Origin of the sequence: Daejeonella sp. (assembly GCF_044348475.1) — a bacterium.
GTDB lineage: Bacteria > Bacteroidota > Bacteroidia > Sphingobacteriales > Sphingobacteriaceae > Daejeonella.
Window position 1 is genome coordinate 1 of the sequence record NZ_JBIKSU010000054.1, and the last position, 14,203, is coordinate 14,203.

Below are 14,203 nucleotides of genomic sequence, written 5' to 3' on the forward strand. Positions count from 1 at the left end.
GAAAACTGACCACCACTCATACTGAGTACTTTTGAAGCTGCATTAATTACCTGGTCAATTGCTACAAGAGAAAAATTAAATGTCATGAACTCAATGATCGGATTCAATCCGTTCATAGCTGCACCAATACCTATTCCTGCAAAACCTAATTCAGCAATTGGAGTATCGATAACTCTTTTAGCGCCAAATTCGTCAAGCATTCCTTGACTCACTTTATATGCTCCATTATACTCAGCAACTTCCTCTCCCATCAAAAAAATCTTCTCGTTTTTACGCATTTCTTCATTTAATGCTTCACGAAGTGCTTCTCTGAACTGTATTTCTCTCATGTTAAAAATCAATTTTAGGAACGCAAATATAAGGCTATGAATTGTGAATGACGAATTATTAATGACGAATTACGGAAGATTAATGACGAATTATAAAGGATGCGGAACAACTTTGTAGAATAATTAGAAAAATTCGAATAACCTCTAAAAGAACCCTACAGACGCATCAGTCGTAATTCATAACCCGTAATCCGTAATTAATGATCTACCTCTGACAAATTCCCTTAAAATTACAGTATTTACATGCATCTACATTACTAGTCTGCCGGAAAGGGATGGATGTATCAAACAGCTCATTGAGCTTTTCCTTGAGCTTAATTTCAAACTGATCTTTAAAATCTGCAAGATTTTCATCCCTGAGTACAAGGTTATCAACTTTGTTTTTCTTTAAAAATAAAGTGCCATCCGAAAAATCTTTTACAGTATATAAATGCGGCTCTACTTGCTCAACATTTTTTGCCTTTTCATAAACAATTGTATAGAAGATTGTCTGCAAGAGTGCTTTATTCTGATCTTTACCCTCCTCAATAAACAAACTATCAAAATCCTTAAATTTTACCTGATCCTTGCCAGTCTTATAGTCAACAATCCTAATTTTTCCTTCCTGGGTATCAACCCGATCAATTATCCCCATTAACCTTACGTGTTCCTCCTTACCATTTACCTCAATTGTAAATAAAGGAGTATAGGCATCTTTTTCTTCGAGCTCCTTGATCACAAAAGGAGCAATTGAAGCATCATGTTCCAAAATCTTAAGAGCATATTGTTCAATAACCTTACTAATAATCTGCTGCAATGCGCTTTGCTGCTGAAGCTCTGACTTTGGATCTAGCTTTAAAATTGTTGCCATCGCATGCTGACACATCGCAGGTAATAGTTTTTCACGCTGCCTGATATACGCTGCATTTACTTCCTTCCCAATTGAGTCACGATAAAAATGCTCCATTACTGCGTGTAGCATATTACCAACAGCATGTGGGCCAATCTGATCGGGAAGGTCATTCGGCTCTTTTAGCCCGGCGATCTTACCATAAAAAAACTTTAGCGGGCAACTGATATAATCTGTAAACCCAGATGCGGAAATCTTTTTATCATACTTTTCTAATGCATTTCTATGTAGATATTTTTGTAGCCTTTCAAGTACTTGGCCATTTTTCTCAATAATTATTTCCTGTTGAAAGGCAATTTCGACCGGCTGATTCTGCTGAAGGACATGAAGAAATTTACAGGATGTTTCAAACTCAAGTTGCTTGATGAATCTGCTCTCTTCACCAGTGCTTTTCTCATCAGTAATTCCATTGTAAACCAAGGTAATTTTTTTGGCGCAATGAAGCAGACGATAAAAGAAATATGCGAAAATAGAATTCTGATTTTCAAGCACAGGTAATCCAAATGCTCTTCTGACATTGTCGGGAATAAAAGACGGAGTAATACTAATTTTGGGTAAAACTCCTTCATTCATCCCAAGAACAATAAGTTCGTCAAAATCGAGGCATCGGCTTTCTAAAAGTCCCATAACCTGTAAGCCCAATAATGGCTCTCCGTCAAAAGGCACAGAAAGCCCAGCAAGGGCGCGCCTGATCATTTTTAACACAAATCTAGCGTTAATCTCAGGCATAGAGGAGTTTTGAGCAAGATCCTCAAAGCTGTCTGAAAGAACATTTAGTGTTTTTACAGCCTCTGCAATCAGCAGGCTTTCTAGTTTACGCAAATCTGCTATCTGCTCAGAAACGAATAAAAGTAAACTGCCAAGATTTCGTATAACTTGAACAGGGCTCTCAAATGGACTAAAGGTCAACTCAGAGATTTTCCCAGAGCTTCTTAGTTCGAGCAAACTAAACCTCGCTTTCTTCTCATCGATGATCTCTGAATGAATCCTGTTTCGGGTTTGTTCTTCAATTCCAACTAATGGATTAAATATATAGGTAAGAACGTGAGAATAAGCTATACTGGCCTGGTCGGCAGTAGCAATTTCCTCTTGAATGCTAAGCCAGAGATCACATAGTCCAAAAACCGCAGACTGCTCAAAGGGATAACCCATGGTAACGTTCAAACTTTCATCATCAACAGTTTGAAGAACAGGTAGTAGTAAACTCTCATCAGCAAGTATAATTGCCTTTGAATCTGGTTCGTTCTTATCTTCATTACCCTGCAAAACCTGGTTCAGGATTTTACCCTGGGCCACTTTACCTAAAGCCTGAATAATTGTAAATTGCTTTTCAGGTATATCAATTCGGTTTTCCTGTATTTTAAACTGATTTTCAAGACCAACTGTTTTAATATTTCTTCTGATAAAGTGTCCTGCCTCCTGAATTGGATCAGCAAAATAATGCTCATCGGCATCAAAATAAAAAGAGCATAAACCCTGGTCCTGCCATGACTTAAACAGAATTTCTTCGGCTTTTGAAAGCGCATTAAAGCCTGCAAAAACAACATGTTTATAGTTCTTAAGAAAATCAGAATTACTATCCCGCGCTTCTGCCAGATTACGATACATTCTGGCACTGCTGATTAAATTTTGCTCGGCCAGCCGTTTATGAAAATTGATGTACAGGCGAGGCATCCTATGCCACATTTCAATGAATTTTTCCTGAATACTGCTTTGCTTAACTTGCGAAAAGGAAGCCCAAAAGCTTTCCATAAACTCAAGTTGTTCTTTGTCAAAATTGGGGAATTGCTGTTCAAGCTCTGCAATATTGCCAATCAGATTAAAAACCTTATCCGGATCGGCCATGTAATAATCAATCTGTGAAAAATCAGAAACAATGATTTCAGCTAGCGGATAAAAAACATCGGCACTAACAGGCTCTTTTCCTTCTTCAGCCAATAAGGTATTGTATTCAGAAAGCAACACAAAAAACTGCTTTAGCTGTGAGGCACAAACCAGTGAAGAAGACTCAGCAAAAAATTGTTGGATGGTAAAAAAATGAGGACTCCAAATAGGTTTCCCACTGATCTCTGCCAAATACTTCTTTAGAAATAACTGGGGTCTTTTATTATTGAATACAATTGCAACATGCTGAAGGTCATTACCAAAACGATCAAGAAGATCTGTGGCTACCCGGTGCAAGAATTTATCAGATGTGTTATCCTTCATGATCATACCTTTTGAAGTTTACGATCTTGCGCATACCATAGGTAGGCATCCACCTTATCAAATTCACCCATCTTTATCAAATTATCACGATAGATACTGATATCTGAAATGTATTTATTGTTTTGAGCTCCGAATTTAAAATCCAGCAAAACTGCACGATCTTCAAGAATGAATAGTTTATCTGGTCTTTTCACTATACCCGAATCAATGATCATATCCTTTTCACTAATAATTGACCTTGCTTGTTCAAACCATTCTTTTATTTCATGCTGCATCAAAACATCTGAAACTGCCTGCCTGATCTCTTCACGTTCAGCCTCCCGGATTAAACCCTCCTGCACTTTTTCGGCTATTAGTTTTTCAAGATTGCCAGAACCGGTTAATGTTTCGAGGATTTTATGAAGTACTATTCCTTTTCTTTGCTTGGCATTGAACCAGTTATCTTCATTCATGCTATTTCGCTTAAAACGCTCTGTGAGTTGCTCATTCACATGATAATCATGAATAATCAAATGGCCATGATCCGAGGGCGAATCATTTTTCTGAACATGAACAGGCATTTCACCAAAACTGTATTGGTTATCCTCGAAATTCAAGTTAAATTCATCAGTTGCAACAGACTGAAACAATTCAGAAAGAATAAACTGGATATCATTTGGAGGAGCTTTACTAGTTGATTTTACGATCGGTGTTTTAGGGCAAATAATACAGAGATAATCTTTAGCCCTGGTGCTTGCAACATAAAGCGTATTTAACTCATCCATATAGTTGAGCAACATTTCTTCAAAATATTCGCGTGCAAACACAGTAGATGCCAAACTTTTAGTATAATCTACTGGTAAAGAATTGAATTTTTCAAAACCTGCAGCTTCTGCATTAACCCACACTATTTTTTTTATAGCTCCTGTTGATGATTTATTTAACTTCCAATCCAAAAAAGGAACAATTACAGCTCTGAATTCTAAGCCTTTTGATTTGTGAACGGTCATTACCTGAACAGCATCCTGATTCTCGGACGATGGAAGTGCTTTTGCAGAACCTTCCTTATCCCACCAATCCAAAAATGCAGTAATGCCCTGATCTCCTGCTGAAGAGAAAAGAGCCAGCTGATCACGAAAAGCAAGTAGGAATGGAATATGATTTTCTGTTAGGCCAGTACCAAGCTGATAATTACTGATCAACTTTTCTGCCAGTTCATTAACCGGTAGCTGCCGATAGGAATTAAACCCAGAACAAAGTTCAGCAGGCAAAATATCGTTCAGATCTGAGACAGGCTTAAATGAAAATCCGATCCAGTCTTCGGCACTAATTCCCACCTGTTCTACACCGGGATTACGAACCTGAAACCAAAGACGGGCGCATTCAGCCTTATAAATTCCGGATTCAGGCTCATGCACAGATAATAATCTGAACGTGCTCAGCAATAATTGAACCACAGGGTTATTCGCGATCTTCAATGCTTCACCAGAAATTACCTGAAAAGTTTTTCCAGCAGCGGTAGTTAATTTAGCGTAATTGCTATTCTGAAAGATACAATCCAGGATCTGTACTGCTTCCGAATTTTTTTTAACCAGAATCCCAATTTCATTCATAGAAAAACCCTGATTCAATAATTCTATAATCTGTTCAATTGCATAGTTAGCTGCAAGAGGATTAACATCATCATCGTCAGGTTCTTCACCCTTGAAAAAGAATTTAATATCTATTTTTCCACCCGGTAATGTGCTTTCAGTGATCTCCTGACTACTTCCTTCATAAGCCTTAACAATCAGTTCGCTATTTCCTTGATCCCAATATTCCTGCAAATAGCTAAGACCCGAGTCTGAAAAAATAGTATTGAGCTGGTTTTGTAAAATTGAAGGTAGTTTTTGAAATAAAAAATTATTAAAACGAATGACATTTTCTGAGCTCCTTCGGTTGAATGAGAGTTCCTCTTCAGCTACATTGTCAGCCAAAAGATCATGCTTAAGATTACTATGAAGGATGCGCCAATCACCATTTCTCCATCGATAAATTGACTGTTTCACATCACCCACTACCAGATGTGATGCCTGAATGCCGGGCGAACCTTCAGCAATGGCATTTTTTACCAGTGGCAAAAAATTCATCCATTGAAAAGAGCTGGTATCCTGAAACTCATCAAAAAGAAAGTGTTTAAATTTATTTCCGGTTTTTTCCCATATAAATGATGGGTTATCCACATCAGACCCGGTAATACCCCTAAGCAATTGTTGTGCATCAGAAATAAGGAGAGTTTTATTCTCAGAACGGTAATTTTTTAGTAAGTCTGCCATACCCTGCATTAGGCGCAAATAGGCACTATTTTTAGCGATGGCCCGATAGGTATCATAAATTGCAGAACCATTATTATATGACTCGACAAGTGCTTTAAGAAGCGGATTGATTGATTCAAATAAGTGAATAAGGGCCGAAGTATCTTTCTGCAATTTATGCGGCCATTGATCAAAATTATCTAGGTATTTTTCAAATGAGTTAACATCTTCAAACTTTTCTGCTACTATTTTATCAAGCTTGAATAGTGGATTTTTACTTTGCTGATCTAGCATGCCCTTTTCAATCCCTGAAAGCTCAAAAAGTTCATGAATTTTAGCAGCCTGATCACTAATATCCTTCTTAAATACAGTTATCCCTTGATTAATCTCAGCGCGTAGTGCATTAAACTCTCTGCCCTGGTCATTGCCCATTATGAGCATGGCTTCCTGAAAAGGGTAATACCGTTCTTTGAATATCTCACTGGCCAAATCTTTCAGAGATCTCTGATAATTCCAGTCATTGCCATCATTTATTCGTTCAATAGCCAGATTTGTAACCCACTCTAACAATTCCGGATCCTTTTCAAGACGTAGATTCAATGCCGAAACAAGCTCTTCCTTTACCTTATCCTGATTCAGCTCCAATTTATACCCGCTGTCGAGGTTCAGCTCAAAAGCAAAACTTCTAATCAGTTGCTGAACAAAGCCATCAATAGTACTGACTGAAAATCGGCTGTAATCATGCAGGATACTACTATATATTTCAGATGCTTTTGCCCTCATTTCCAAATCACTGATTTCGGGAAAATGATTCTTTAGAATAGGACTGAAATTTGATTTTTCATAACCAGACAAGGCTAGCTGCTCCAATGCAGCCAAAATACGTTCTTTCATTTCGGCAGTAGCCTTATTAGTAAAAGTTACGGCCAGAATTTCGCGGTACTTTCCCTTTCCGCTAAATAGCAGCGTGAGATAATGTGCTGTTAATGCAAAAGTTTTTCCAGAACCGGCAGATGCGCGAACTAATTTTAAAGCTTTTTGCTGAGGCATACGGTATCCCGGTTTATGATTTTAAGGTTCTGTACAAATTGGTGAATTCGTTGTAGAATTCAGAGAATTATAAAAATATCGATTTTCTTGTTTATTCAACAATTTGATTTAATCCAGGTATCGAACAGATAGAAAAGCCAACAAAATCAGAATTTTGCTGGCTTTATCTAAAAAGAATGAAAAGGTATTACTGGCTTAAGCCATCTCCGTTTTTAAAATTGGCATTTATTGTAACTGGAAGCTTTCCATTTGCCTTTAAACCACCATTGATTACACGAAATGTAGCATTCTGAGCTTCATTCGTATTTTGATAATTTAAAATAATGGTTTTAGCGGCCTCGATGCCTGGTAAACCCGCAAGTGAATATGGATTGGCAAAAATGGCGAACATGCTGTTCATACCTGCAAGTTCAGCAATAAATGATTTCAAACTTTTATTGTAATCCAGAACTGGAGCAGGACGCTTGCGCATGTCATGAATACTTACTATAATTTGGTCATATGCCAGCAGTTCCTTCTTTACATTTTCAAGTTCAGCATCGGTTATATCCTTTGGTAAAATAAAGTTTAAGGAGTTAGGTAATACGGGTCTTAAAGCCCTTTGTAGTGTAGTCAGTTCACTAGAACCCAAACTTACAATTGCTGTTTTCTTTCTTCTGTCAAAGTTTTTAAGTTGAATGTCGCTATTTAATAGCGTAATAGCCGCATCTGCCAATTTTTGATTAAGTTCTTTAGCCTCGGTACGATTCAAATCGGCAACAATATTTTGCGGCTGAACATACGTACTATTATTAAGTCCAGACCAATATTTTCCATAAAGAATCTTTTTAACACTGGCATTTACCTGTTGCCAGCTTAAACGCTTTTTGTGGATTGCCTGGCGAACTAGTTTAACCGCTCTTTTTGAATTACCTGAAAGCTCAATCACATCTAGACCAGCTAGGATACCAATCACATCGCCCTCTCCATTTGGATAGAACTTTGCAACACCTTTCATCTCCATTGCATCTGAAAAGATCAGACCTTTAAAGCCCAGCTCATCTTTTAATAAAGTGGTAATAATTGGTTTAGACAAGGTTGAAGGAAGATTTGGAGTATTATCTAAAACAGGAATATTCATATGGGCAACCATTATACCTGAGGCTCCTGCTTTAATTAATTCCTTGAAAGGATATAACTCAACCGAATCAAGTCTTGCTTTTGTAAATGGCAGTTGAGGAAGATCCTGATGAGAGTCAACCTCGGTATCACCATGGCCAGGAAAGTGCTTTACACTGACCATTACCTGATTATCCTGCAAGCCCTTCATGTAAGCTGTTACCTTTTCAGCAACGTTAAATTTATTATCGCCAAATGAACGGATTCCAATTACTGGATTTTTAGGATTATTATTTATATCAGCTACAGGGGCAAAATTAACATGCATTCCGATGCGCTTAAAATCTAACGCAACCTGCCTGCCCATCTGATAAATCAGCTTATTATCTTGGATTGCCCCCAGCGTTAACTGATACGGAAAGGAAGTTGTGCTGTCTAAGCGCATACCTAAACCCCATTCTGCATCCATTGAGATTAGTAAGGGCACCTTACTGATGGCTTGGTATCTGTTGGTTAGGATTGCCTGTCTTGCGGGGCCACCTTGAAAAAATACTAAACCACCAATTCTTTCCTTTTTGATCACCATTGCAATCGAATCTTCAAAAGCTTTACCCTTATCTGTATGTGCTCTGACCATAAACATTTGAGCTATCCGCTCGCGCTTGCTTAATTTCTTAAAGACAGAATCTACCCAGGCATTTGGTTCATTTAATCCACCTAAAAAGGAATTGCGGTTTTGGGCCAGGCCAATAAATGGGCTTAAGAATGCCAGCAAGAATACTAGTTGTTTTACCTTTTTAAACATATGAAGTGGTGATCAATAAATTTTTTGTGAAATTAAAATTAACAATCAAAATAATTCCCAGCAATACCAACAAAAAAGAAATAACAAGGCTAAAAGAAATACTGAATAGCCATACTGAAAGTTTATCCTGAATACGATTCTTTAAATACCTGTAGAAAAAGTAAATACACAAACTATTCAATGCAATATACGTAAAAGCCAAAATCAGCCAAATCATAAATATGCTTTTGAATGTATAAGAGTATAAGAGGTCAAGTTTTGTAAAATTACTAAACGAAAATTACAAAGGTAGGCTAAAGTTAATTTAATGCTATAAATAATCTGTTTGGCACCATAATTTGTTACTTTAATCTAGTAACCAATAAACCTGATTATTAAAAAATAAGTTGACAAAAAAGAGGCTAATCATACTTTATGATCAGCCTCTTTTTTGTAGTTTATAATTGGCTTTTAAAAAGCAATCTTAGCTCTGATTAATTACAATTTCGGAGATCTGCCAACCGATATCCGATTTTTTAAACTTGAGGTTAAATCGATAGCTACCTGTAATATCCATTTCGCCACCGTTTACTTTTCCAACACCTTCCACATTAAAATCAGCCGAAACACTAGCCTCTATTCCATTAATTTTATACGTTTTGTTTAAAGCATCTGATTTAGTGATGTTATAAACTCCTTCAGTAAATGTCATTACAATACCTGCTTTGTTCAATGTATTGCCCGTAGGTTCATACATTTTACAGACATCACTTAAATGTGATAACATCCAGGCTTTATCTTTTTTAACGATAGCAACAGAGAAGCTATCGATCAAGCTACTTAATTGATCCTCATCACCTGAAGAGAATTGGGCAGAGCGTGCTTCTGAGAACGAAAAAGCAACGAATAATAGAATTAATAATTTTTTCACAGGTTTCTTGATTATAAGTGTTTAGTAATTTCAGACGACATTGGTGTAACAGAAGAGCGGAATCTGTGTATCAGTTGTCCGTTTTCATCGATCAGAAATTTCTCAAAATTCCATTTGATGTCTCCCGTAAAATCTGGATTTTCTGCAGTGGTGAGATGCTTGAATAGCGGCGAAATATCAGCACCTTTCACGCTACTTTTTTCTGCAAGTGCAAAGGTCACACCAAAATTCTTTTGACAAAATTCTTTAATAGTTAAATTCTCACCTGGTTCTTGGCCGCCAAAATTATTTGCCGGGAAGCCAATAACCACCAATTTATCTTTATAGGCATCAGAAAGCTTTTGAAGATCTGCATATTGTTTAGTATAACCGCATTTGGATGCCGTATTCACGATTAGAATCTTTTTGCCTTTGTATTGCTTAAGGTCAAGGTTTTTTCCATCTATATCCTGAACCTTAAAGGAATGGATAGATGGCGGGGTAGTAATGAACATTGCGAGTACTAGAAGTAGTGTTTTCATAATTTAAAATTAGAATTTAAAATCTGGAATTAGCTAAAAGAACAAGGCTATAGTTTAAAACTAACAATTATCTGACAATAAGGAATAAGATCAGAATTTAAAAATACTTAAAATTCAGACCCTTAGCAATCCACGAAATGCCCTACTGGAATAGTAAGATTCTGCACCGTTATGGTATACAAAGACATGTTTGTAACGTAGGTCACAAAAAAGTGCTCCTCCAAGTTCTCTGATTTCAGGAGGTGTTTGCACCCAGCTAGATGTTTTTGCATCAAACTTGTCAAGTTTTTGTAACTCCCGATATTGCGCCTCTGTTAAAAGTTCGATACCCATGGTAATAGCCATTTCAATAGCGCTATTTTCTGGCTTATATTGCTTCCTTGACTCAAGCGCCTGGCGGTCGTAACAAATGCTTCTGCGGCCTTTAGGACTTTCAGCTGAACAATCATAAAAAATGAATTCATTTGTACTATTATCATAAGTTACCACATCAGGTTCGCCTCCTGTTCTTTCCATTTCATTGAGTGACCATAATTTTTCACTGCCAGAAATCAGACTGGCTTCAAGCTTTTCGTGTACATCAGCCCATTCAAGACCTTGATGGCGGTGCATGTTTTTCTCAAAACGAATTTTTAAACTGCTTAGTAATTCCTCAACATGTTTTGGTGACAATTCCTTTTTATTTTCCATTGTTAGGATAGGTTTTATGTTGAAATTATAAAAGAATCCTATAATCTATTAGCTATTATAGATTTTATTCCTTCTAATCTTCTAAAACGTTCTTTAAAGATTCAGTTATAGCACCATCAATTTTTTAATTTTTTTCGGCGATCAAACTTCAATTTTAGGAAGTTTTTGATAAGATATCCAATGTTGATTGGGTATTAAAATCAAATCGTTCAGCTCGCTTTTAACCTTTCTGAACACCATCCATTGATAAACTATCATACAAAGACTATCTGCACATATAATTTCAAAAGGAAATGTCTTAAACAAAAAAAGCCCCGCCATTTCAGGCAGGGCTTTAAGCTTTTAGCTTGCGTTTTTAAACGTTCTTCTTAACTACATCCTCCCTGAGTACCACAGTTCAAACACTTATAACAAGTGCCAGATCTAACCATGATATGACCACAATTACCGCATGCAGGAGCATCAGACTGGCCGCCACCTGAAATATCAAGTACTGGCTTTAGTTGTGCCCCTGATGAAGAGGTTGATACACTCACTGGGCTTTCTACGAACGTGTTGGTAGTATCTGAATTCACATCCTCATCTGTCATTTGTGGATTACCCAAAATGACTTTTTGCTCCGTTAAAACATGAACTAAATCAGTACGGTTCAGATACTCATATCCAAGCATTCTGAAGATATAATCTACAATTGAGGTAGCGCTTTTGATGTTATCATGACCGCTAACCATACCTGATGGTTCAAAACGGGTGAAGGTAAACTTATCGACAAACTCCTCCAATGGCACTCCATACTGAAGGCCAACTGAAACAGCGATAGAGAAACAGTTCATCAAAGAACGGAACGTTGCACCTTCTTTGTGCATATCCACAAAGATCTCACCCAATGTTCCATCTTCGTATTGCCCTGTACGAACAAATACTGTTTGTCCGCCAACTGCCGCTTTCTGGGTAAATCCACCACGTTTGCCAGGCAAGTTTTTACGTTCAACAACAGAAGATAACTGACGTTTGAATTTTGTATCTGTAGAACGCTCAAGGATTGCTCTTGCAGCCTCTAATACCTGGTCTGCAGTAAGATCGCTCAGTTTAACATTGGCAGCTTGGCCTAATACTTCTTCAACAGTATCCAACTTATCTTCCTTACTGTCAGATGATTTGGTAGATAATGGCTGAGATAATTTACAACCATCACGATACAATGCATTTGCTTTAAGTGCTAATTTCCATGATAATTCATAGCAATCTTTGATTTCTTCAACAGTAGCTTCATTTGGCAAATTAACTGTTTTAGAGATCGCACCTGATAAGAAAGGCTGTGCTGCAGCCATCATTTTGATGTGTCCGTGGGCATGAATGTAGCGTTCGCCTTTCTGACCACATTTATTGGCACAATCAAATATCTGATAGTGCTCTTCTTTTAAATATGGCGCACCCTCTACGGTCATGGTTCCGCAAATGAACTCATTTGCCTCAGCAATCTGCTGACGGTTGAATCCAATTGAACGTAATAGATTGAAGTCAGGTGAAGAATATTGTTCAGACTTAAAGCCTAAACGGTTTAAGCACTCTTCGCCAAGGCTCCACTGATTGAATACAAAACCAATTTCAAAAGCCGCAAGAAGAGACTTGTCGATTTTCTCCAGTTCATTCTGAGTAAACCCTTTAGCAGCAAGGCTATCAAAATTAATATGAGGGGCACCTTCAAGAGTTGCAGCACCTTTCGCATAATTAACAATCGCTTCAATTTCATGCTCCGAATAACCTTGATTACGCAACGCTGCAGGAACACCCTGATTGATGATTTTGAAATAACCACCACCTGATAATTTCTTGAATTTTACCAATGCAAAATCAGGCTCAATACCGGTTGTATCACAATCCATTACTAAACCAATAGTTCCAGTTGGTGCAATTACAGTAGTTTGAGCATTACGATATCCGTATTTCTCACCTAGTTCTACTGCTTTATCCCATGAATTACATGCAGCTGATAATAAATAATCAGGGCAGTATTTAGGATCGATTCCTGGAGGCGCAATTTCAAGACCTTCGTAGGCATCATTATTGTATGCCGCATAACGGTGATTACGCATAACTCGTAACATGTGCTTTTTATTCTCTTCGTATTTCTTGAAAGTTCCAAGCTCTTTGGCCATTTCAGCAGAAGTTGAATAAGCGGTACCCGTCATAATTGCTGTAATAGCACCACCTATTGCGCGGGCTTTATCACTATCGTAAGGGATACCAGCAACCATTAGCATTGAACCAAGGTTAGCATAGCCTAATCCAAGTGTGCGATAATCATATGATAATTGTGCAACCTCTTTAGAAGGGAACTGTGCCATCAAAACTGAAATCTCTAAAACTACAGTCCATACACGGGAAGCATGCTCAAAACCTTTCACATCAAAAACCAATGTTTGAGGATCAAAGAAATGCGCCAGGTTAATGGAAGCCAGGTTACAGGCCGTATTGTCCAGGAACATGTATTCTGAACATGGATTTGATGCATTGATACGCCCACCTTCAGGGCATGTATGCCATTCGTTAATGGTTGTATCGTATTGAATGCCAGGGTCAGCACAGGCCCAGGCAGCGAAAGAAATATCCTGCCATAGCTTTTCTGCTGAAATAGATTTAACCGGTTTCCCGCTGATACGTCCAATCAAATCCCAGTTTTCACCTTCCTCTAATGCTTTAAAAAAGGCATTAGGAACACGAACTGAGTTGTTTGAGTTTTGTCCTGAAACTGTACGATAAGCCTCACCTTCGTAATCAGAAGAATATCCTGCAGCAATTAAAGCAGCAACTTTTTTCTCTTCTTCTACTTTCCAATTAACAAAACCTTCAATTTCAGGATGATCAAGATCCAGACATACCATTTTCGCAGCGCGACGTGTGGTACCACCTGATTTAATCGCTCCTGCAGCGCGGTCACCTATTTTCAGGAATGACATTAATCCTGATGAGTAGCCACCACCTGAAAGTTTTTCACTTTCTCCACGGATAGATGAGAAGTTTGTACCCACTCCTGATCCATATTTAAAAATTCTTGCTTCTCTAACCCAAAGGTCCATGATACCCCCATCATTCACTAGGTCATCACTTACAGAAAGAATGAAACAGGCATGAGGCTGAGGACGTTCATAAGCAGAAGTTGATTTTTCAAGCTGATCTGTTTCGGGATTTACAAAATAATGCCCCTGTGGCTTTCCGGTGATACCATAAGAATTATGTAAACCGGTATTGAACCATTGTGGTGAATTTGGTGCAGCCAATTGACCTACTATAGTATATACCAGCTCATCATAAAATATAGAAGAATCTTTTTTGCTTGCAAAATAATTGTAGCGCTCACCCCATGATTGCCAGCAATGTGCCATACGATGTGCCACCTGCTTGATACTGTTTTCTGATGAAGTTGTTC

Annotated in this window: 7 protein-coding genes and 1 pseudogene; all 8 read right to left on the reverse strand. The window is 37.8% G+C overall.

The genetic code is table 11. The annotated features are described in order from the left end of the window. A pseudogene (locus ACIQZ6_RS09620) lies at window positions 1-329 on the reverse strand (alpha-ketoacid dehydrogenase subunit beta); the annotation flags it as partial. Between the two features lie 205 nt (window positions 330-534). Continuing rightward, complete coding sequence (locus tag ACIQZ6_RS09625; RefSeq protein ID WP_395810529.1) at window positions 535-3,426, reverse strand: PD-(D/E)XK nuclease family protein; 2,892 nt, start codon at window positions 3,424-3,426, stop codon at window positions 535-537. Window positions 3,427-3,428: 2 nt separating this feature from the next. Continuing rightward, window positions 3,429-6,749, reverse strand: a complete 3,321-nt coding sequence (locus ACIQZ6_RS09630; protein ID WP_395810531.1) for a UvrD-helicase domain-containing protein — start codon at window positions 6,747-6,749, stop codon at window positions 3,429-3,431. Window positions 6,750-6,936: 187 nt separating this feature from the next. Then, entirely contained in the window at window positions 6,937-8,652 is a 1,716-nt protein-coding gene (locus ACIQZ6_RS09635) for a glycoside hydrolase family 3 protein (RefSeq protein WP_395810533.1), read from the reverse strand. Window positions 8,653-9,115: 463 nt separating this feature from the next. After that, window positions 9,116-9,562, reverse strand: a complete 447-nt coding sequence (locus ACIQZ6_RS09640; protein ID WP_395810535.1) for a hypothetical protein — start codon at window positions 9,560-9,562, stop codon at window positions 9,116-9,118. A gap of 11 nt (window positions 9,563-9,573) precedes the next feature. Then, window positions 9,574-10,083, reverse strand: a complete 510-nt coding sequence (locus ACIQZ6_RS09645) for a glutathione peroxidase (RefSeq protein WP_395810537.1) — start codon at window positions 10,081-10,083, stop codon at window positions 9,574-9,576. A gap of 114 nt (window positions 10,084-10,197) precedes the next feature. Continuing rightward, a complete protein-coding gene (locus tag ACIQZ6_RS09650; RefSeq protein WP_395810539.1) occupies window positions 10,198-10,773 on the reverse strand; it encodes a DUF4256 domain-containing protein in 576 nt (191 codons plus the stop codon). 368 nt (window positions 10,774-11,141) lie between these two features. Next, a partial coding sequence (locus tag ACIQZ6_RS09655; protein ID WP_395810540.1) for an adenosylcobalamin-dependent ribonucleoside-diphosphate reductase occupies window positions 11,142-14,203 on the reverse strand: 3,062 nt, incomplete at its 5' end.

Bases quoted from the DNA above. Each gene is read 5' to 3' on its own strand.
- ACIQZ6_RS09650 (WP_395810539.1), bottom strand. From the start codon at position 10,773: ATGGAAAATAAAAAGGAATTGTCACCAAAACATGTTGAGGAATTACTA.
- ACIQZ6_RS09630 (WP_395810531.1), bottom strand. From the start codon at position 6,749: ATGCCTCAGCAAAAAGCTTTAAAATTAGTTCGCGCATCTGCCGGTTCT.
- ACIQZ6_RS09645 (WP_395810537.1), bottom strand. From the start codon at position 10,083: ATGAAAACACTACTTCTAGTACTCGCAATGTTCATTACTACCCCGCCA.
- ACIQZ6_RS09635 (WP_395810533.1), bottom strand. From the start codon at position 8,652: ATGTTTAAAAAGGTAAAACAACTAGTATTCTTGCTGGCATTCTTAAGC.
- ACIQZ6_RS09625 (WP_395810529.1), bottom strand. From the start codon at position 3,426: ATGAAGGATAACACATCTGATAAATTCTTGCACCGGGTAGCCACAGAT.